Source organism: Nonomuraea sp. NPDC048881 (assembly GCF_040649795.1).
Lineage (GTDB): Bacteria > Actinomycetota > Actinomycetes > Streptosporangiales > Streptosporangiaceae > Nonomuraea.
The window spans coordinates 1-19,127 of the sequence record NZ_JBEZGC010000031.1 but is presented as its reverse complement, the minus strand read 5'-3'; the positions used below and the strand labels follow the sequence as shown (position 1 = coordinate 19,127).

The window sequence follows — 19,127 nt, the reverse complement described above, 5'->3', positions numbered from 1 at the left end:
AGGAGTGACAGATGCCGTTCGACGACTACCAGCGGGAGAGCTCGCGGCGGATCGACCACCAGCGGGAGATGGTCCGGCGCTCCATGGACGAGTCGTCGCGCCGGCGCAACCGCGACGACTGGCGGGCCCGCCGTGACGGCGGCGGCGACGAGCTGAGCCTGGGCACGCAGATCATCATCGCCGTCATCGCCCTGGCCGTCTTCTTCCTCGTGGTGTACCCGGAACTGCCCCACCACTGAGACGTCCGGCTCGGACCCGAGAGCGGAGGATGGACGCATGTCGGCACAGGACGACGAGGGCTTCGACCGGGCGCTGGCCCTGTACCGGGCGGGACGGACCGCCGAGGCCCGGGACGTGCTCCTGGAGGTGGTCGCCGAGTTCCCCGGCGATCGGGTCTGCCGGTACTCGCTCGGCGTGTGCCTGAACGAGCTGGGCGAGTGGCGCGAGGCGGAGCGGCACCTGGGGGCGGTGGTGGCGGCCGAGCCCGCGCACCACCTGGCCGCCTACGAGCTGGGCGTGGCGCTCCAGGAGCAGGGCAGGCCCGCCGAGGCCGCGGTCGCCTTCCGCCAGTCGCTGACGGGGGACGTGGTGAAGGACGTGCACACCCGCCTGGCGGCCTGCCGGACGGCCGACGGCCCCGCCACGGGCCACCCTCCGCCCCAGCCCACCATCCCGGTCGCGCCGCCGCAGGTGGTGGTCCCGGACGATGCCGAGCACGCCGCCGCCCTGGAGTACACCCGCGCCGTCGCGGCGGGGGTCACGCCGTACCGCACCATGGCCGACGACCTGGACGAACGGGCCGTCTACGACATCGGCCAGGAAGTGTGGTCCACCAGGACGCAGACCCGGCACCTCGCGCTCACCCCGCTCGTGGCCACGGCGCTGGCGCTGTCCGTCTCGGTGCTGCGGGTGCCGCTGCTGGTCGTGGCGCTCGGGCTGTACGCCGTGGCGGCCTGGGTCGCCGCCGTCGTCTCCGCCAGGGTGACGTCGTACGTCTTCCACCAGCGCCGCGTCGACGTGGCCCAGGGCGTCAGGGACCGGAGCAAGCAGGTGATCCTGTACGCCTCGATCACCCAGGTCCGTTACGTCCGCACCCTGTCCTCCTACCTGACGAACACCGCCTCGCTGGAGCTGACCTACATGCTCGGCACGGAGAAGGAGTCGATCGTCCTGGCCGGGCTCGGCAGGCCGGGCCAGGTCGACAAGCTCTACCAGGAACTGCAGGGACCGGTCGTGCGCGAGCGCCGCGCGATGAAGAAGATCCTCTTCTAGGACCGGCGGATGCGCTTCTTCGCCCGCGCCAACCTGGTGATCGCCGTGCTGATCGCGGCGGCGCTGGTCGTCCCCCGGATCGGGCTCGACGGGCCGGCCTTTCCCGGGCTCGGCCTGCCCCGGCTGCCGTTCCTGGAGGCCGACGAGCCGATCAGGAAGAACGCGTCCGGGCCGCCGCCGTGGACGATCCACGGGTACGGCTGGCGGTTCACGGTGGAGCGGACCGCTCGGACGGTCAGCAGGTGGATGGGGAGGACCAGGCCGTCGATCGTCGTCACCGCGTACGTGACCCGGGAGGAGCGGCAGTTCGCCTCCCGGATGATCTACCGCATCAGCGACCGGGCGAGCGGCAGCGAGCTCGGGTCGGTGCCGTTCCAGGGCGGCGGGGACGGCGACCCGCCGCTCGGTCAGCGCAGCAAGCTCGTGTTCACGGTGTGGGACACCTCGCCGAGGGCGTCCCGCCTCACCGTCACCCTGCACGATTTCCATTGGCCGGACGGGCGTGACCTGGTCCTCGGCGAGGTCCGGGTCCCGGCGTCCTGAGCGGGCCGGGAGGCCGAGATGATCGTCGACGTGGTGCGTGCCGCGATCTCCGTGATGCAGGTCGTCCAGGCGGTCCCGCCCCGGCCGCCGGGTTCGGGCCTGCGCAGGAAGCTGATCGCCGCGCTCGTGGAGCAGGCCGGCGAACTGCGGCCGGAGCCCGCCGAGCAGCCGCTGGCCGAGGCGTTCGCGACCTGGATCGAGCTGGCGGCCAGGCGGGAGGCCGATCCCGCGGCGGTCGGGCCCCGGCCGTACGCGCACGCGGCGGCCATCCTGGCCGCCGAGCTGGACCTCGCGCTGGCGACCGGGGCGCCGGGGCCCGAGCCGGGCGACACCGTCGCCCGAGCCGGCCTGTTCACCCGGTCATGACGGACCTCCTGCCGCAGGCCCTGCGGGACGCCCTGCACCTGGCCGCGGACGTGCTGCGCGGCGTCGACGACGCGGCCCGCAGAGCCGACGACGCGCTCCAGCACGTGGTCAACGTCTTCACGGTGCCCAGCTTCCTGATGAACACCGACTTCGACAGGCTCGGCGGCAGCGCCCACGGCCTTGGCTCCTCCGGCCCGTTCGCCTTCCCGCCGCTGAACCAGGCGATCAGCGGCTACGGCCTGTTCGCCGGCGCGCGCGACACCTGGAACGGCGGCGTGAAGCTCGGCATGGGGCTGGGCGGCGGCAACGGCGAACAGGTGCTCGACGGCGCCGCCACCGCCGCGACCGGGCTCGCCGGCGTCTACTCCGCCACGCTGGGGCTGCTGGACGTCACCACCCCGGCCGGCGCGCTGGTCGGCGCCGCGCTGGCGGGCTACGGCGTGGGCACCACGGCGATCAAGGGCATCGAGGCGGCCACCGGCCACGACGTCGCCCACGACCTCGGCGACTCCCTCTTCCGGGCGGTCCACGGGAGCGCCGAGGAGGCCGCGTTCACCCTGCCCTCCGACGTCGCGCCGCCGCTGCACGCGCTGCCCGACCTGGCCGGTCCCGCCACGGAACACCGTCACCAAGCCGCGGCCCCGCTGACGCCGCACGGGATCGTCGAGTTCCAGGGCGGATGGTGGTACGAACCGGGCAGCGCCTGGCACGCGATCTCCTCCACCCCGGTCCCCGGCGCGATCACGCACACCGAGGGCGGCTACCGGGACGCCGCCGGCGCCTGGCACCAGGTGTCGGCGAGCGACCCGCCCGGCACCGCGGGGTCGGGCTGGCGCGGCCCGGAGGGCACCTGGCATCCCATCGGCCCGGACGGCCACACGATCGCGGGCGCCCAGAGCGTCGTCAACCTGGACTGGACGCAGGACGCCGCCGGTTCGTGGCACCCCGTCCCGCCCGCCGCGCCTCTCTCGCCCGACGCCGGTGGCGGCACGCCGGGGGTCGAGCTGAACGCGGCCTGGTTCCTGGGGCACGACGGCGCCTGGCACCCGCTCCCCGTGCACGACGGGACGGCCGGCGACGGCGGCCAGACCGGGACGACGGAGCTGGTCTCGGCCGCCTACCAGTCGCCCGACGGCGGCTGGCACCCGCTGCCCGGCTCCCAGCCCGAGACCGCGGCCGCGGCGTCCGGTGACACCGGCCATGCCCATGGCGGTCCGGACGCGGCGCAGCAGGCCCAGGCCGGAGCGAGCCGGCAGCACGACGAACCGGCGCAGGCCGCCGCCGTCCAGCCGGACGGAGGCGTCCCGGCGACCGGCGAACCGGCGGCGCCGGGCGGCGACGGCGGCTCCGAGTCGGCGGCCGGGCATGTGTCGGGCTTCTGACCGAAACATGCCCGCTGCGCGCCGGGGTTCAGGCGGGCGGGGCGTAGCCGCGGGCGCGGACGAAGTCTCCGGTGAGCTCGGTGAAGGCGCGGGCGGCGGCGCTGCGGTAGGCGCCCTCGCGGTGCAGCAGGGTGACGGTGCGGCTGGGCAGCGGCGGGTCGAGGGGGACGGGCGTGAGCTGCGGGTGGCCGTGGGCGATGGCGTCGGGCAGGACGGTGGCCAGCGGGGTGCGGCGCACGATCTCGGTGAGCGCCTGGATGGAATTGGCCTCGACCGCGATGCGGGGGGCGGCCCGGTGGCGGGCGAAGTAGGCGTCGATGTGGCCCCGGGTGGCGAAGTCGCCGCTGAGCAGGGCGAGCCGTTCGCCCTTGAGCGCGCGCACCGGTAGGGGTGCGGCCAGCGTCCGGGCGTGCGGGGTGCCGGTGACGAGGCTGAGGGTCTCGGTGAACAGCGCGGTGGGGGTGACGCCGGGCAGGTGGGGGCCGGCGAAGGCGATGCCGAGGTCGAGTTCGTCGCTGAGCAGGGCCGCTTCCATGCGGTCCTGGGTCATCTCGGTCAGGGTGAGGTCGACGGCCGGGTGGCGCACGTGCAGCTCGGCGGTGAGCGGGCCGACCAGGTAGGCGGTGAAGGTCGGGGTGACGCCCAGCCGCAGGTGGCCGCGGGAGAGGTCCTGGACGTCGTGCACGGCGCGTTCGGCGGCGGCCAGGTCGCGAAGCGCGCGCCGGGCGTGGTCGGTGTAGACCGCCCCGGCGTCGGTGAGCCGCACCGCGCGGCCGGTGCGGTCCAGCAGTTGCACGCCCAGGGTCCGCTCCAATTGCCTGATCTGCTGGGAGAGCGTGGGCTGCGAGATGTGCAGCTCCTCGGCGGCGCGGGTGAAGTTGCCGTGTTCGGCCACGGCGAGCAGGTAGCGCACGTGACGCAGTTCGAGAGCGGCCATGGACAAACTATAGATGAGAGCAATGACTATCAGGCGGAACGCCTCTTGGACACTATAGGGCCAGGTCATACATCCTGGATGTCAGCAGCCCAAAAGGGCCGGCCACCGCCGAAGGGAGTGACCATGCAGGACCTCGCCGAGGGCGTCGCCCGTTTCCAGCGGGACGTCTTCCCGGCCAAGGCGGAGCTCTTCGCCCGTCTGGCCACCCATCACACACCGCACACGCTGTTCATCGGCTGCTCCGACGCCCGCGTCGTCCCCGAGCTGATCACCGGCACCGAGCCGGGTGACCTGTTCGTCATCCGCACCGCCGGCAACCTGGTGCCCGCCTACCGCCCCGAAGCCGACGGGGTGGCCGCGAGCATCGAGTACGCGGTCGCCGCGCTGGGCGTGCGGGACGTCGTCGTCTGCGGCCACTCGGCGTGCGGCGCGATGACCGCCCTCGCAGAGGGGCACGACCTCAGCGGCGCCCCGACCGTCGCCGCCTGGCTGCGGCACGCGGACGCCGCCCGGGCCCGCACCGCCACCCACGGTGACGTGCCGGCACTGGTGCGGCAGAACGTGCTCGCCCAGCTGGCGAACCTGGCCACCCACCCGTCGGTCGCCCGCGCGCTGGCGGCGGGGAAGGTCACCCTGCACGGCTGGGTCTACGACATCCCGACCGGCCGCGTCGAGGACCTGACCGCCGCGGGCGCCGCGCTCACGGCCTGACCCGGCTCCGGGGTTCCCGCGCGCGACCGTCCGCGGGGAGCCCGCATCCATCCCGACACCACCTGAAGAGAAGGACGTACCGACAAATGGTGCATGCACAGTTCGACCCCACCGCCCGCCAGGCCCTGGCCGCCACCGCCGTCGAGGCCAAGATCCGCAAGGACCTGTCCTGGCAGCAGATCGCCGACGCCGCCGGCCTGTCGGTGGCCTTCACCACCGCCGCCGTCCTCGGCCAGCACCCGCTGCCGGAGAGCTCCGCCCGGGCCGTGGCCGAGCTGCTGGACCTGGGCGAGGACGCGGCGGCGCTGCTGCAGACCATCCCGATCCGCGGCTCGATGCCGGACCGGATCCCGACCGACCCGACCATGTACCGCTTCTACGAGATGCTCCAGGTCTACGGGACGACCCTCAAGGCCCTGATCCACGAGCAGTTCGGCGACGGCATCATCTCCGCGATCAACTTCCGCCTCGACGTGAAGAAGGTCGCCGACCCGGAGGGCGGCGAGCGCGCCGTCATCACCCTGGACGGCAAGTACCTGCCGACCAAGCCCTTCTGACCGAGCCCGGGCCCGATCGCGGGCCCGGGGCCCGTCCCTCGCGGAGCCGCCCCGACGGCGGCCCCGCCCGGCCACTTCCGGAGGACCTTCATGGACTTCGTCCAGCGCACCATCGACCTCGCCCGCCAGAACGTCGCCGAGGGCGGCCGCCCGTTCGCGACCGTCATCGTCAGGGACGGCGAGCTCCTGGCCGAGAGCGCCAACAAGGTCGCCCAGACCGGCGACCCGACCGCCCACGCGGAGATCCTCGCCATCCGCGAGGCCTGCACCAGGCTCGGCACCGAGCACCTGACCGACACCACCATCTACGTGCTGGCCCACCCCTGCCCGATGTGCCTGGGCGCGCTGTACTACTGCTCCCCGGCCGAGGTCGTCTTCCTCACCACCCGCGAGGCATACGAGCCCCACTACGTGGACGACCGCAAGTACTTCGAGCTGGGCACCTTCTACGACGAGTTCGCCAAGCCCTGGCAGCAGCGCCGGCTGCCGATGCGCCACGAGCCGCGCGCGGACGCCGTCGAGGTGTACCGGTTCTGGCAGGAGCGCAACGGCGGCGAACGCCGCGTCGCGGGCGCACCCACCACCGCGTAGGGCGCCGGAGCGGACCTCAGCCCGGCCGGCGGGGCCTCAGCCCGGCTCGCCGTTCCCGCCGAGTGAGAGCGGGCCGAGGTCGGCGGCGGTCCTGGCCAACGCGCGGACGGCGGGGCCGTCGCCGGTGGACGACCAGACCAGGGCGAACCGGAGAGCCGGGGCGTCGTGGAGCGGCACGAAGACGACGCCGGGCGGCCGGTTGTAGCGGGCGGCGATCTCGCCCAGCGGATGCACGCACTGCCCGGCGGCGACCAGGGCCAGGATCTCGTGGAACGTCCGCGCGACGGGCCCGCGCGGGATGCGGCGGCCCAGCGGCGTGCGGGTGGGGACCATGGACGCCACCCAGTACTCCGGGGCGGCGGGGCCCAGGTCGACGACATGCTCGTCGGCCAGGTCCTCCAGCGACGCGCCGCGCCGCCCGGCGAGCGGATGCCCGGCCGACACCGCCAGCACCCGGCCGGTGACGAGCACGGTGGGGCCGACGGTGAGATCGGGTTCGGCCACCGGCAACCACAACACGTGCGCGTCGGCGTCCCCGGCGCGCAGGGCGGCGAACGGGTCGCCGCCGGTGACCTCGCTGAACCGGACCTCGGCGCCGGGATGACGGGCGCGGAAGGCGTCGACGAGCGGGCGCAGCTCGTAGCCGGCGTGGCCGAACACGCCCAGGCGCAGGGTGCGGCCCGCGCTCACCCCCGCGGCCTCGGCCCGGGCCAGCCCCTCCTGGAGCAGGTCGTAGGCCTGCCGCAGATCCTCGCGCAGGCGGCGGCCGACCGGCGTCAGGGCCACGCGCCGGCTGGTGCGGTCGAACAGCGCCACGCCGAGGCGCCGTTCCTGCCTGCTGATGGCCTGGCTGACGCGCGCCTGCGAGACGCGCAGCCGTTCGGCGGTACGGCCGAAGTGCAGTTCCTCGGCGAGCGTCAGGAAGATCTCGATGTCCCTCAGCTCCACGGATAACCCCCATGTTATGGATCGCCCCACGAACCCTACCTTGTTCGCCCTCCGACCTGCCTCGATGCTGGGAGCACCTGAGCGAGGGGGAGAACCACATGACCGACCTGCAAGCCGTAGCCGACCGCGTCGAGATCGAGGCGCTGCGCGGCGAGCTCACCGACGCGGTGATGACCCGCGACTACGACCGCGTCGAATCCCTGTTCACGCCCGGCGGCGTCATGCGATGGCCGCACATCGGCAAGGAGTTCGCCGGCCGGGAGGCGATCCGCGCCGGGATCGAGTGGGGGCAGGGCCTCTGGGAGTTCTTCGTGCAGAACGTCCATCCGGGTGTCATCCGGATCGACGGCGACACCGCGACCGGCCGGGCCTACATCTACGAGTTCGGGCGCATGCGCGACGGCGGCTCCCACGCCAACCACGCCCTCTACCACGACCGCTACGAGCGCACCGGCGACGGCTGGAAGTTCGCCGAACGCGTCTACGAGGTCAGGTACCTCGACGCCAGCCCGCTGCCGGGCGCGGCCCCCGCCGGCGACCAGGAGCGCCCGGCATGACCACCAGCCTTCGCGCCCTGACCGGCGACTACGTCCTCGACCAGGCCCGCACCCGGATCGGCTTCGTCGCCCGGCACACCGTCGGCCCCGCCGTACACGGGCGGTTCGACCGGTTCACGGGAACCGGCCACCTGGACGGCGACGACCCGTCCAGGTCGCGCATCGAGCTCACCGTCCAGGCCGGCAGCGTCCAGACCCGCAACCCGCAGCGCGACCGGTACCTGCGCGGCAAGTACCTCAAGGACGCCGACCACCCGGTGATCACCTTCACCTCGAACCGGGTGGAGCGGACCGGTGAGACGGCTTTCCAGGTCACCGGGGACCTGAGCATCCGCGGCGTGCGCAACCCGATCACCCTGGAGCTGGAGCTGACCGGCGACGGGGACGGCCTGCGGCTGCGGCTCAAGGACGGCGTCACGATCGACCGCACCGACTGGGGCGTGAAATGGAACGCCGCCGCCGGACTCGTCGCCAGGAAGGTGGCGCTGGAGCTCGACCTCGCCGCGGTCCGGCGGCCCTAGCGGCACGGACGCACCGGCCGCCCGGTCACCCGCCGAGCTGCTGGGCCAGGCCGACGACGATGCCCTCGGGGCCGCGGACGTAGCACAGCAGGTAGCTGTCCTCGAACCGCTCCAGCGTGCCGACGAGCTCGGCGCCGTGCCGGCGCAGGCGGGCGATGACGTCCTCGACGTCGTCGACGGCGAACATGACCCGGCGGATGCCCAGCGTGTTCGCCGGCGGGTCCGCCGGCTCGGGACGGATCGGCTTCGGCGTGTGGAACATGGCCAGCTCGATCCCGCCGGCGCCGCCCGGGATCCGCAACATCGCGACCTCCTGCCGGACGTCGTCGAGCCCGATGACCCGCTCCGCCCAGCGCCCCTCGATCGGCCCCCTGCCCTCCAGCTCCATGCCGAGTTCGAGGAAGAACGCGATCGCCGCGTCAAGGTCTTCGACGACGATGAGCACGTTGTCCATCCGCTGGATCGCCACGCCGGGCCTCCTTCGTCAAACGCGGCCGCTCGCCGGCCGCCGATGTTCCCAGGACGGAGCCGGCGCCGCGTTCTCGACACGCCGCCGGCGCAATGCCGGTCCCACCTTGCCCCCCGGGCGGGCCGCTCACCAGATGCGGATGTCATCAGCCGGGCCATGAATCCTTCAGGCCCGCCGGTCAGGCAGCCGCCAGTGGGCCGAAGAACGCCCGCACGTCCGCCACCAGCAGCTCCGGCACCTCCAGCGCCAGGTACGCGCCGCCGCGGTCGAGCTCGGTCCAGCGCCGGACGTCGGCGTCCCGCTCGGCGAAGCGGCGGATCGTCACGTCGTCCTTGGCCAGCAGCACGGCCGTGGGGACGGTCACCCGCGGCTTGGGGGCGTAGGCGCCCGGGTCGTGGCCGAGCTCGTAGTAGAGGTTGGCGACCGACATCGACGGACTGCTGGACGGCGCCCGGGAAGGGGGCAGCGGCGCCCTGGTCGTCGTGGGGGAGCCGGGCATCGGCAAGACCGCGCTGCTCGGCCACGCCGACAAGGTCGCCGCCGTCGACGGCACGGGCGAGCCGGGCGTCGTCCTGGCCGCCGCCGGCCCTCCGGCGGGCTTCGGGCGATCGACGGTCTTGACCGGCGTCCCCGCACGGGGAAAGATCCAGGACTCGTGACCGAACCCACGCTGCGCCCGGTCGGGCGCGTCGAGTCGACACTGACCGATCGCATGGCGGCGCCCCGGCAGCCCGACGAGGGAGCCCCCGACGCCTGGCTGGTCTTCGACGACCGGTACGCCGCCGCCCTCGACGGCCTGACCCCGGGCACCGACGTGCTGCTGCTCACCTGGCTCGACCGGGCCGACCGCGACACCCTCGCCGTCCACCCGCGTGGCGACGCCGCCCGGCCGCTCACCGGCGTCTTCGCCACCCGCGCACCCGACCGGCCCAACCCGATCGGCCTGCACACCGTGCACATCCTGGCCGTCGAGGGCCGGCGGGTGCACGTCCGCAACCTGGAGGCGCTCGACGCGACCCCGATCCTCGACGTCAAGCCCCTGCTCACGCCCGACCGCTGACCGCGGCCGCCGCCCTGCGCTAGCCCTGGTCGTCGGCGGCCGTCCGGCGGGGCAGGGGGCGGCCGGGGCGGACGAGGCCGGCGTCGTACGACACCACCACCACCTGCGCCCGGCTGCTCAGCCCCAGCTTGGCCATCAGCCGATTGAGATGCGTCTTGACCGTGCCTTCGCTGACCGACAGCCGCTCGGCGATCTCCTTGTTGGACAGCGCGTGCCCGACCAGCCGCAGCACCTCCGTCTCGCGGCCGGTGAGCCGGTCGAGGGAGGGGGAGGGGAGCGGGGCGGGCGGCTCGGTGAACGCCTCGATCAGCCGCCTGGTCGCGGCCGGGGCCAGCAGGATGTCGCCCGCCGCGACCGTGTGGATGGCGGCGATCAGGCGTTCGGGCGGGGTGTCCTTGAGCAGGAACCCGCCGGCGCCCAGGCGCAGCGCGTTGTAGACGTACTCGTCGAGGTCGAACGTGGTCAGGATGAGCACCTTGGGCGGCGGGTCGTGCGCGGCGGCCAGGATGCGCTCGGTCGCGGTCAGACCGTTGATGCCGGGCATCCTGATGTCCATGAGGATCACGTCGGGCCGCAGCGTGGCGGCCAGGCGCACGGCCTCCTCACCGTCGGCGGCCTCGCCCACGACCTCCAGGCCCGCGGCGCGCAGGAGCGCGGCCAGACCCGCACGGATGAGCACCTGGTCGTCGACGACGAGGACTTTGATCTCGCACCTGCTTCACGGTCGTCACGGCGGCCGATCGTCGGCACCGGGCACGGGGAGCGGGAAGGTCGCCAGGACCTCGAACCCGCCTCCGGGCAGCGGCCCGGCGGTGATCGACCCCTGGTAGAGCCTGACACGTTCAGTCATGCCGATCAACCCGTGACCGCCGGACGGCCCGTCCTCCGCCTGGACGGCGGCGCCGTCGTTGCTGACGCGTAACGTCAGCGTGGCCGGACCGTAGCCGATGTGGATCTCGACCCGGCCGGGGTCGGCGTGCTTGAGCACGTTCGTCAGCGACTCCTGGACGATGCGGTAGGCGCACAGGTCGAGGCCGGACGGCAGCGGCCGGGCCCGGCCCTCGACGACGAGCTCGGTGGCCACGCCCGCCCCGCGCATGCGCTCGACCAGCGGATCGAGGGCCAGCAGGCCCGGCGCGGTGGCGTAGAGGCCCTCGTCGTCGTCGTGGGCCTCGATGCGCAGGATCGACAGCAGGCGGCGCATCTCGGTCAGCGCCTCGTGGCTGGTGTCGGCGATGACGCCCAGCGTGGCGTGGGCGGTGGCCGGATCGCTCAGCGCCACGTAGCGCCCCAGCCCGGCCTGTACGGAGATGACCGACATGTGATGGGCGACGACGTCGTGCAACTCGCGGGCGATGCGCACCCGTTCGCGGGTGACCGCCCGCCGGGCGGCGGCGCCCTGCTCCGCGCGCAGCTGCGCGGCCAGGTCGGCGAGCTGCCCGGTGCGCTCCGACAGCAGCCGCACGCTGGTGCCCGCGCCCACCCCGCAGGCCGCCACGATGCACGACTGCGCGGCGGCCGACCACAGCGCGACGCCCGGCTGCTGCGCCGAGGCGTAGGTCCACTCGAAGACGATCAGCACCGCACCGGCCGCGCACCACGCCCACGACCGGTGGGCGGCGACGGAGTAGAGCGCCACCAGCGGCCCGATGCTGTTGAGCCCGAGGTGGTAGCCCAGCACGTGGTAGACCAGCGAGGCGCCCACCGACACCAGCAGCACCGCCACCGGCGTCACCCTGCGCAGCGCCAGCGGCGCGTTGACCAGCACGGTCAAGGCCACCGACAGGGCGTCGCCCGGCCGCCCCCGGCCCGGCTCGAACATCTCCCACAGCCAGGTGCCGACGACGAGCGGCAGGGCCACGGCGCCGTCGAGCAGCAGCGGGTGGACCGCGAACACCCGCCGGACGATGGACGGGGCGGTGAAGGGCACCCGTCACGCTAACCCCGGCACCACCCCCGGCGCATCAAACCAAGGGTGGACATCTACTGCCGCGAAAGTTGCAGACCCCCGCGTCCCGCCCGGGACTGATTTCCGCATCACCCTCCCGAGTGACGAGACCGGGCCGGGCAGCGGCCACGATGGAGCGATGTCGCGAACCTCTCGTCACGAGGAGACAGCCGATGGGGAACGGTGCGGAGGGCTCGGACAGCAGGGCTCCGACGGCGGGACCGGTGCGGCGGGCGTGCGGTTCCGGGTGCTCGGGCCGTTCGAGATCCTCGGCGCCCGCGGCCCGGTCAGCCCCGGAGGGCCCCGGCAGCGCGCCCTGCTCGCCCGGCTGGTGGCCGCCGCCGGGACGGTCGTCTCCACCGACACGCTGATCGAGGACCTGTACCAGGGCAGGCCGCCGGCGACCGCAGTGGGCTCCGTGCACGTCTACGTGTCGAACCTGCGCCGGGTGCTGGAGCCGTCACGCCCGCCGCGCACGCCGCCCCGGCTGCTGGTGGCCCGCCGGCCCGGCTATCTCCTGGCCACCATGGACGTCGACGCGCTGCGCTTCGCCAAGCTGGTCACCGACGCCGAGCTGCGCCCGCCCGCCGAGGCGCTGCCCCTGCTGGAGGAGGCCCTCGGGCTCTGGCGCGGCGTCCCCTACGGCGAGTTCGCCGACGAGCTGTGGGCCGCCGCGGAGGTGAACCGCCTGGGCGAGCTGCGCATGAACGCGATCGAGTCCCGCGCCCAGGCGCTGCTGGACGCCGGCCGCCCGCAGCCGGTGATCCACGAGCTGGAGTCCGAGACGGCGGAGCACCCGCTGCGCGAACGGCTGTGGTGGTTGCGCGCCCTGGCTCTCTACCGGTCCGGGCGGCAGGCCGACGCGCTGGCCACGTTACGCAGGGCGCGGCAGGTCATCGCCGACCAGCTCGGCCTCGATCCCGGGCCCGAGCTGCGGGAACTGGAGAAGGACATCCTCCGGCAGGCGCGGTCGATCACCCCGCCGCCCGAGCCGGGGCCCGTGCGGCTGTCCCTCGTCCGCACCGAGGCCGTTCCGGCCACCGTGGCGCGTGGCGGTGAGGAGGCCACCGTGGCGGGCGGCGGTGAGGAGGCCGCCGCGCACGCCGGTGAGGACGCGTCCGCGCAGGCCGATCAGGCCCGGCGCGCGGCGCGGGGACGGCTGATCGGCCGCGAGCGGGGGCTGGCGGAGCTGACGGCGCTGCCCGGCGCGGCGCACCACAACGGCGTCGTGGTCGCCGCGGTCAGCGGCGAGCCCGGCATCGGCAAGACCCGGCTGCTGCAGGCGTTCCGCGACGACTGCGTGGACCTCGGACATCTGGTGCTGTGGGGCCGCTGCCGCGGAGGGGAGGGCGTGCCGCCGCTGTGGCCGTGGCTCCAGGTGCTGCGCGCGCTGGCCGGGACCGTGCCGCCCGCCGAGCGCCAGGCGCTGAGCGGGCTGCTCGACGACGACTGGCCCACCGGCGCGCCGGCCTCGCCGCACCGCAACCGGGCCGTCGCCCGGTGGCTCGTCGAGGCCGCGCGCGCCCGCCCCCTGGTGATCGTCCTGGACGACCTGCACTGGGCGGACTCCGCCACGCTCGAACTGCTCAGGGACGTCGCCGTGCTGTCCGAGGCGTACCCGGGCGAGCGCCCGCTGCTGCTGGTCACCGCCTTCCGCGACGCGGCGCACGACGACCGGACGGTCACCCCCGCCGCTTCCTTCAACCTCTCGGTGGACGAGGTCCTCTACCAGCTCGCCCGCTACGACCTCGTGCGCATCCGGCTGAGCGGCCTCGACGCCGCCGACGTCGGGACGCTCGCCCGGGAGATGGGCGTCCCGGTGGACGGCTCGACGGCCCAGCTGCTGGCCCGGCGTACCGGCGGCAACCCGTTCTTCGTCCGCGAGAGCGTCCGGCTGATGGCGCAGGGGCAGGGCCTGGAGGTCGTGCCCGACGCGGTGTCCGACCTGATCCGCCGCCGGCTGGCCATGCTCGGGCCGCGGGCGACGGAGATACTCCAGCCGGCCGCCCTGATCGGCCGCAGCTTCGATCCCGGCCTGGTCGTCGAGGTGTTCCGGGCCTGCGCGTCGTGGCCGGAGCAGACCTACGAGCTGCTCGACTGGGCCGCCCAGGCCGGGCTGGTCACCAGCGGCGACGGGGTCATGACGTTCGTCCACGACCTGGTCAGGGAGACGCTGATCGCCGGCGTCCCGCCGCTGCGCAGGGGCGTGCTCCACCGGGAGGTGATGCGGGCCCTGTCGGCCAGGCCGAGCACCGACGTGACCGTCATCGCCCACCACGCCGTGGAGGCCGGGCCGCTGGCGTATCGGGAGACGGCGCACTGGGCCCGCGCGGCGGCCGGGCAGGCGAGCCGGCGCATGGCGCACGAGGAGGCCGCCGCCTGGTGGGGACGGGCCGTCGCCGCGCACGGCGCCTGCGACGGCGCCCCCGCCCAGCACGTGGAACTCCTGCTGCACCAGGTGCGCGCCCTGCTGGACGCCGGAGACGCGATGGGCGCGCGCGACCTGCGGGCCCAGGCCCTGCGCGTGGCCCAGCGCGCCGAAGCCGACCCCGCCCTGACCACCCGCGCGCTCACCGCACTGGACGCGCCGGCCATCTGGACGCTGCGCAACCCGTACGAACCGGTGGAACTGCGGCTGGTGGAGCAGTTCGAGGCCACGCTGAGCGCGCTGCCCGAGACCGACGGCGTCGAGCGGACGCTGCTGCTCGGCGGCCTGGCGCAGGAACTGTACAACGGCAGCGACGACGACCTGCGATGCCTGTCGCTGTCGGCCGAGGCCGTCGCGATGGCCCGCCGGATCGCGGACCCGCACCTGCTCATGCGGGCGCTGAACGCGCGCGCGCTGTCCGTGCCGCAGGCGACCCACATCGCCGAGCTCATGGAGATCGCCGACGAGCTGCACGGCTTGGCCGCGCGGACCCGGACGCCGGGCTTCGAGCTGCTCGCCCACATGATGGACACCCACTACCGGCTGGAGATGCGCGACCTGGCCGGGGCCGACCTGGCGGCCGCCCGCTGCGAGGCGCTGCTCGACGACCTGCAACTGCCGTGGCCGCGGTTCCAGCACACCATGTGGCGGGCCAACCGGCTCACCCTGGCCGGCCGGTTCGCCGAGGCCGACGCGCTGTACGGCGAGGCCGAACGGCAGGCCAAGCGGATCGGCATGTGGTACGCGGGCGCCGTCGCGGTGAACGGCCGCCTCATGCTGCACTACCAGCGCGGCGCCATGGCCGAGGCGGGCCCGCTCATCGACCTGATCAGCGGCATCCACCCCACCGTGGAACACGACGCACGGGTGCTGGAGCTGTGCGCCCAGGGGCGCCGGAGCCAGGCCGTGGCCCTGGCCGGGCAGGGGTGGCCCGCTCCGCCGATGGACTGGTCGTGGCTGACCATGACCTGCCTGCAGGGCGCGGCCCAGGCCGCCGTGGGCGACGTGGCGGCCTGCTGGACGACGTACGAGAAGCTGCTGCCCTACGCCGGGCGGATCTCCGGGGGGTCGGCGGTGGCCTGCATCGGGCCGGTCGACCACTTCCTGGCCGTGCTGGAGACCGCGCTGGACGCCGGCACCGACGCCGCCGGGTCCTGACGGGCCACCGGTCTACCGTGTCCCGTCGTCGTGCCAGCGGCCGACCAGGTCGGCGTACAGGGGGGACCGGTCGATCAGTTCCCGGTGGGTGCCGGTGAGCACGGTGGTCCCGTCCATCAGGAGGACCTGGCGTGCCCTGGCGGCCGAGCTGATGCGGTGCGCGATCACGACCAGGGTGCCGGGCCGGGCCGCCAGCGCCGACTCCGCGCGCAGCTCGGCGGCCGGATCGAGGTGGCAGCCCGCCTCGTCCAGGATGAGGACGTCGGCGGGGGAGGCGTGCACGCGGGCCAGGGCGACGAGCTGCCGCTCCCCGGCCGACAGCGCGGACGGCTCGTCGATCTCCCCGTCGAGGCCGCCCAGCCGCTCGACGAGCGGTCCGGCGCCGACGGCGGCCACGGAGGCGCGCAGGCGCTCGTCGTCCGGGCTCTCGCCGAGCGGCCACAGGTAGGCCAGGTTCTCCCGGACCGTCCCGGCGAAGACGTACGCCTCCTGCGGCACCAGCGCGATCCGGCTGCGCACCGACGCGCCGGGGATCGAGTCCAGGGGCCGCCCGCCGAGCCGCACCCGCCCGCCGGTCGGCCGGAGCAGCCCGGTCATCAGCAGGGCCAGCGTGGACTTGCCGACGCCGCTGGGCCCGACCACCGCGAGATGCCCGCCTTCGCCGATCGTCAGGTCCAGGTCCCGCACGACCGGCGTGGCCCGCGCGGCATAGGCGAACGTCAGGCGCTCGGCCCGCAGCTCGTGACCGGCCGGGACCGCGGTCGCCGGCGTGCCCACCTCCGCCGGGCCGGGGACGGCGATCGTCTCGGCGATCCTGCGCGTGGTCGCCGCGAGCCCGACCCCCCACCCGCCGAGGGTGTCGAGGATCGTGCGCAGCGCCGGCTCCAGACCGGTGAACAGGTACGTCACCGCCCCCACCACCTCTCCCGCGCTCAGCCGGCCCCCCTCGATCAGCGGACGGGACAGCAGGAGCAGGCCGACCAGCGGCGCGTGCGCGCCGAGCAGGACGGCGACCCGGCGGCCGGTGCCCGCCCAGGCGAGCGCGCGGGCCGCCGCGGCCTGCGCGGACACCAGGGCCCGCAACGTGTCCGCGGCCTGGGCCCGCGCCCCGCAGGCGGCGACGTCGCGCAGCCCCGCCACGATGGGCGTGGCCTGCGCGGTCAGCCGCTCCTCGGCGAGCACGAGCGCGCGCTGCCGGGCCGTCAGCGCCGGCATCAGCCTGGCGAACGCGGCCAGCGTCAGCACCAGCGGCCCGGCGGCGACGGCGGCGGCCACCGGCGACAGGACGAGTAGCCCCACCAGCGCGGCGATCACCGACATCCCCAGCTCACGACTGGTGCGCAGCATCGTGGACACCAGCTTGCGCATGGTCTCGACCTGCCCGGTGAGGCGGCTGAGCGCGGCGGCGTCCGGCGCCTGGCCGCCGTCGGCCGCACGGCGGACGGTCGCCCCGGCCACGGCGCGGACCAGCTCGTCGCGCATGGGCTCGACCACCGCGGCGAGCTGCGGGAACATCAGCCGGGTCGCGACCGACCTGACGACCATCGTCGCGCCCAGCAGGCCCAGCCAGGCCATGCCGACGCCCGGACGTCCCGCCAGGAAGCCGCGGTCCACCGCGGTGGCGACGAGCAGCCCGGCCAGCAGCGCGGGCGCCGACTCGACGAGCGACCACGCCAGCGCCAGCAGCAGCGGGCGCCGCCGGGCGCGCAGCAGCCCCGCCAGGAACCGCCAGGGCCGGACGGCCTGCCGCCGGTCCGCCTCGGCCCCGGTCACCGTGCGGACGTCCATGTGTCCTCCTCGTCCCGTCGCGGGGTGTCGGCGTGCTCGGCGGCGAACAGGGCGCGGTAGGCCGGGTCCCGCCACAGCTCCTGGTGGGTGCCGCGCCCGCGCACCCGGCCGGCGTCGAGCCAGACGACCAGGTCGGCCAGGGCGGCCGTGGCCGGGCGGTGCGCGATGACCAGACGGGTGCGCCCCCGCATGCCCTCGGCCAGGGCACGGCTCACCCGGGCCTCGGTCGCGGTGTCCAGGCTGGAGGTGGCGTCGTCGAGGACGGTCACCCGGGCCTGCCGCAGGAACGCCCGCGCCAGTCCCAGCCGCTGCACCTCGCCGCCGGACAGCGGCGCGTCCGCCGCCGGGGTGGCGTACCCGAAGGGGAGGCGGCGGATCACGTCGTGCACGGCCGCGGCCTTCGCGGCGGCGCGCACCGCCTCCGGGGCGCACGCCGGAGCGCCGTAGGAGATCACCCCGGCGATGTCGCCGCCGAGCAGCATCGGGCGTTCGAACGCGTACGCCACGGCATCGCGCAGCGGCCCGGGATCGACGTCGCGCAGGGGCACGCCGTCGAGGAGGACCTGGCCGTCGTCCGGGTCCGCCAACCGGCCGGCCAGCAGCGCGAGGGTGGTCTTGCCCGCGCCCGAGCCGCCGACGACGGCGGTCATCACCCCGGCCGGTATCTCCAGGTCGACGCCGTCGAGCAGCGGGGCCTGCCCGCGCCGCACCGTCACGCCACGGAAGGAGAGCGTCCCCGGGCCGGGGGGCAGCGGCCGCGTGCCGGCGGCCGGGACGGGCAGGGCGAGCACGTCGTGCACGCGGACCGCCGCCGACCGGCCGAAGGCCATGCCGAGCAGCGGGTCGATCTGTTCGACGAACACCAGGCCCAGGGCGGTGTAGCCGGCCGTGGCCGGCAGCGCGCCCGCCGGCAGCCGTCCCTGCGCGACGCCGAGCCCCGCCACGGCCAGCACGACGACCTCCACCAGCGGCAGGATCAGGGTGATCCGCCACACGCTCTGCGCCTGCGCCCGCCACAGGGCGTGCCCGGCGGCGCTCAGCTCGGGCAGCGGCCGCAGCACGCGGGCGATCTCCCGGTCGGCGGTGCCCGCGGCCCGGACCGTCCGGATGCCGGCCAGGGTCTCGGCGAGGCGCGCGGCCAGCCGGCCCTGGGCCCGCTGGTAGTCGCCGTACAGGCCGGAGACCCGGGCGACGAACACCCGCATGACGACGAGCGCGACCGGGACGCCGCTCAGGAAGGCGACGCCCACCCGCCAGTCGATCGTGAAGAGCGCGACGACGCCGCCCGCCGACAGGACGAGCCCGGACGCGATCTGCAGCAGCGTCGCGGGCACGTAACCGGTGGTCGCGGTGTTGCCCACGAGGCGGTTGACGAGCTCCCCGGCGGGAAAGGCGCCCGCGCCCGCCGCGTCGGTCCGCAGCACCCGGTCGATCGCGCGCAGGCGCAGCAGCCTGGTGGCGGCGGCGACGGACGTGATCCCCGCGACGCCCGAGACGACGTCGGCGAGCGCGGCGGCCAGGAGCAGCACCGCGAGCTCGGCGTAGGCGGCGGTGGAGCCCGTTCCGGCGAGGACCGCGTTCACCGCCGCGCCCACCGCCGAGGGCAGGGCGAGGGAGACGGCGATCGAGGCCGCCGCGGCGACGGCCGTCCCCGCCAGCGGCGCCCAGGTCGCGCGGGCCGTCCAGGCGATGAGCCGGTCGCCGTGCCGGTGCCCGACGTTCATGAGAGGTCCCTTCACTCCATCGGCTCGTGGCGTGGGTCGTGTGTCGGCGCGGTGCCGGCCCCCTGGGGCCGGCGAGAAGGTGCCGCCGCGGCTGCGGCAGCTGCTCAACGTCGAGTCCGGCGTCAACGACGGGCTCGCGCTGCCGTTCGTCATCCTGTTCCTGGCGA

At 74.9% G+C, this 19,127-nt stretch carries 21 protein-coding genes; 13 read left to right on the top strand and 8 right to left on the bottom strand.

Annotated features, from left to right (window positions below; translation table 11 throughout):
* Positions 1-11: 11 nt before the first annotated feature.
* From AB0C33_RS48530 to AB0C33_RS48510, 5 genes are read left to right on the top strand one after another with little or no spacing between them, the layout of a single operon-like run.
* On the top strand, positions 12-239 hold the full coding sequence (locus tag AB0C33_RS48530; RefSeq protein ID WP_358301777.1) for a hypothetical protein: 228 nt from the start codon (positions 12-14) through the stop codon (positions 237-239).
* A gap of 37 nt (positions 240-276) precedes the next feature.
* Positions 277-1,272 carry a tetratricopeptide repeat protein gene (locus AB0C33_RS48525; RefSeq protein ID WP_358301774.1) on the top strand — a complete coding sequence of 332 codons (996 nt, stop codon included), beginning with the start codon at positions 277-279 and terminating at the stop codon, positions 1,270-1,272.
* 9 nt (positions 1,273-1,281) lie between these two features.
* Entirely contained in the window at positions 1,282-1,815 is a 534-nt protein-coding gene (locus AB0C33_RS48520) for a hypothetical protein (RefSeq protein ID WP_358301771.1), read from the top strand.
* Between the two features lie 18 nt (positions 1,816-1,833).
* Positions 1,834-2,181, top strand: coding sequence for a hypothetical protein (locus AB0C33_RS48515; RefSeq protein WP_358301768.1), 348 nt, complete (start codon positions 1,834-1,836; stop codon positions 2,179-2,181).
* A complete protein-coding gene (locus tag AB0C33_RS48510; RefSeq protein WP_358301765.1) occupies positions 2,178-3,563 on the top strand; it encodes a hypothetical protein in 1,386 nt (461 codons plus the stop codon). Before AB0C33_RS48515 ends, AB0C33_RS48510 begins: the two co-directional genes overlap by 4 nt.
* Before the next feature lie 28 nt (positions 3,564-3,591).
* Here the strand turns inward: AB0C33_RS48510 and cynR are convergent, their stop codons facing one another.
* Positions 3,592-4,500: a transcriptional regulator CynR gene (gene cynR, locus AB0C33_RS48505; protein ID WP_358301763.1), complete on the bottom strand. Its 909-nt coding sequence runs from the start codon at positions 4,498-4,500 to the stop codon at positions 3,592-3,594.
* Between the two features lie 123 nt (positions 4,501-4,623).
* Between cynR and AB0C33_RS48500 the strand changes: the two genes are divergently transcribed.
* From AB0C33_RS48500 to AB0C33_RS48490, 3 genes are all read left to right on the top strand, one after another.
* A complete protein-coding gene (locus AB0C33_RS48500; RefSeq protein ID WP_358301760.1) occupies positions 4,624-5,211 on the top strand; it encodes a carbonic anhydrase in 588 nt (195 codons plus the stop codon).
* 86 nt (positions 5,212-5,297) lie between these two features.
* Positions 5,298-5,768, top strand: coding sequence for a cyanase (gene cynS / locus AB0C33_RS48495; protein ID WP_358301757.1), 471 nt, complete (start codon positions 5,298-5,300; stop codon positions 5,766-5,768).
* Between the two features lie 90 nt (positions 5,769-5,858).
* On the top strand, positions 5,859-6,359 hold the full coding sequence (locus AB0C33_RS48490) for a nucleoside deaminase (protein ID WP_358301754.1): 501 nt from the start codon (positions 5,859-5,861) through the stop codon (positions 6,357-6,359).
* 36 nt (positions 6,360-6,395) lie between these two features.
* On the opposite strand, the gene AB0C33_RS48485 is transcribed toward AB0C33_RS48490, so the two are convergent.
* The gene (locus tag AB0C33_RS48485; protein WP_358301751.1) at positions 6,396-7,307 is read right to left on the bottom strand and encodes a LysR substrate-binding domain-containing protein; all 912 of its coding nucleotides are present in this window, start codon (positions 7,305-7,307) and stop codon (positions 6,396-6,398) included.
* 98 nt (positions 7,308-7,405) lie between these two features.
* On the opposite strand from AB0C33_RS48485, the gene AB0C33_RS48480 reads away from it, so the two are divergent.
* Positions 7,406-7,864 carry a nuclear transport factor 2 family protein gene (locus AB0C33_RS48480; RefSeq protein WP_358301748.1) on the top strand — a complete coding sequence of 153 codons (459 nt, stop codon included), beginning with the start codon at positions 7,406-7,408 and terminating at the stop codon, positions 7,862-7,864.
* Positions 7,861-8,385: a YceI family protein gene (locus tag AB0C33_RS48475; protein WP_358301745.1), complete on the top strand. Its 525-nt coding sequence runs from the start codon at positions 7,861-7,863 to the stop codon at positions 8,383-8,385. The genes AB0C33_RS48480 and AB0C33_RS48475 overlap by 4 nt, the downstream gene beginning before the upstream one ends.
* Positions 8,386-8,410: 25 nt before the next feature.
* Here AB0C33_RS48475 and AB0C33_RS48470 read toward each other — a convergent pair whose 3' ends face one another.
* Together AB0C33_RS48470 and AB0C33_RS48465 are read right to left on the bottom strand one after the other, a co-directional pair.
* Positions 8,411-8,839 (bottom strand): VOC family protein, encoded by a 429-nt coding sequence (locus tag AB0C33_RS48470; protein WP_358301908.1) that lies wholly within the window; start codon positions 8,837-8,839, stop codon positions 8,411-8,413.
* A 193-nt stretch (positions 8,840-9,032) separates the two neighbouring features.
* Positions 9,033-9,284: a hypothetical protein gene (locus AB0C33_RS48465; RefSeq protein WP_358301743.1), complete on the bottom strand. Its 252-nt coding sequence runs from the start codon at positions 9,282-9,284 to the stop codon at positions 9,033-9,035.
* Between AB0C33_RS48465 and AB0C33_RS48460 the strand changes: the two genes are divergently transcribed.
* Together AB0C33_RS48460 and tsaA are read left to right on the top strand one after the other, a co-directional pair.
* A complete protein-coding gene (locus AB0C33_RS48460; protein ID WP_358301741.1) occupies positions 9,271-9,513 on the top strand; it encodes a hypothetical protein in 243 nt (80 codons plus the stop codon). The genes AB0C33_RS48465 and AB0C33_RS48460 overlap by 14 nt on opposite strands.
* Positions 9,510-9,914 carry a tRNA (N6-threonylcarbamoyladenosine(37)-N6)-methyltransferase TrmO gene (gene tsaA / locus AB0C33_RS48455; protein ID WP_358301738.1) on the top strand — a complete coding sequence of 135 codons (405 nt, stop codon included), beginning with the start codon at positions 9,510-9,512 and terminating at the stop codon, positions 9,912-9,914. The genes AB0C33_RS48460 and tsaA overlap by 4 nt, the downstream gene beginning before the upstream one ends.
* A gap of 19 nt (positions 9,915-9,933) precedes the next feature.
* On the opposite strand, the gene AB0C33_RS48450 is transcribed toward tsaA, so the two are convergent.
* Positions 9,934-10,620, bottom strand: a complete 687-nt coding sequence (locus tag AB0C33_RS48450; RefSeq protein WP_358301905.1) for a response regulator transcription factor — start codon at positions 10,618-10,620, stop codon at positions 9,934-9,936.
* Positions 10,621-10,641: 21 nt separating this feature from the next.
* Entirely contained in the window at positions 10,642-11,844 is a 1,203-nt protein-coding gene (locus AB0C33_RS48445; protein ID WP_358301735.1) for a histidine kinase, read from the bottom strand.
* Positions 11,845-12,001: 157 nt separating this feature from the next.
* On the opposite strand from AB0C33_RS48445, the gene AB0C33_RS48440 reads away from it, so the two are divergent.
* On the top strand, positions 12,002-15,448 hold the full coding sequence (locus tag AB0C33_RS48440; RefSeq protein WP_358301732.1) for a BTAD domain-containing putative transcriptional regulator: 3,447 nt from the start codon (positions 12,002-12,004) through the stop codon (positions 15,446-15,448).
* A gap of 12 nt (positions 15,449-15,460) precedes the next feature.
* Here the strand turns inward: AB0C33_RS48440 and AB0C33_RS48435 are convergent, their stop codons facing one another.
* Both AB0C33_RS48435 and AB0C33_RS48430 read right to left on the bottom strand, forming a co-directional pair.
* The gene (locus tag AB0C33_RS48435) at positions 15,461-17,236 is read right to left on the bottom strand and encodes an ABC transporter ATP-binding protein (protein ID WP_358301730.1); all 1,776 of its coding nucleotides are present in this window, start codon (positions 17,234-17,236) and stop codon (positions 15,461-15,463) included.
* Positions 17,218-18,960, bottom strand: a complete 1,743-nt coding sequence (locus AB0C33_RS48430) for an ABC transporter ATP-binding protein (protein ID WP_358301727.1) — start codon at positions 18,958-18,960, stop codon at positions 17,218-17,220. The genes AB0C33_RS48435 and AB0C33_RS48430 overlap by 19 nt, the downstream gene beginning before the upstream one ends.
* Between the last annotated feature and the right edge of the window lie 167 nt (positions 18,961-19,127).